Origin of the sequence: Neisseria sp. P0008.S010, assembly GCF_051962715.1 — a bacterium.
In the GTDB taxonomy this organism is placed as follows: Bacteria; Pseudomonadota; Gammaproteobacteria; order Burkholderiales; family Neisseriaceae; genus Neisseria; species Neisseria elongata.
Window position 1 is genome coordinate 1 of the sequence record NZ_JBQCVA010000188.1, and the last position, 383, is coordinate 383.

Below are 383 nucleotides of genomic sequence, written 5' to 3' on the forward strand. Positions count from 1 at the left end.
CTGGTATTCCACCCGATCTCTACGAATTTCACCTCTACACCGGGAATTCCCCCTTCCTCTCCAGCACTCAAGAAATGCAGTTTCCAATGCACTTCCCAGGTTAAGCCCGGGGCTTTCACATCAGACTTGCATCCCCGCCTACACGCGCTTTACGCCCAGTAATTCCGAATAACGCTCGCACCCTCCGTATTACCGCGGCTGCTGGCACGGAGTTAGCCGGTGCTTCCTCTGGTGGTACCGTCACTCCATGACATTATTCATCCCATGGATGTTCTTCCCACCTGACAGAGCTTTACGACCCGAAGGCCTTCATCACTCACGCGGCGTTGCTGCGTCAGGATTGCTCCCATTGCGCAAAATTCCTCACTGCTGCCACCCGTAGG

The 383-nt window shown here is 55.1% G+C and carries 1 rRNA gene; it reads right to left on the bottom strand.

Features of this window, described 5'->3' with window-relative positions:
- Positions 1-383, bottom strand: a 16S ribosomal RNA gene (locus ACTHSL_RS13155); the annotation flags it as partial.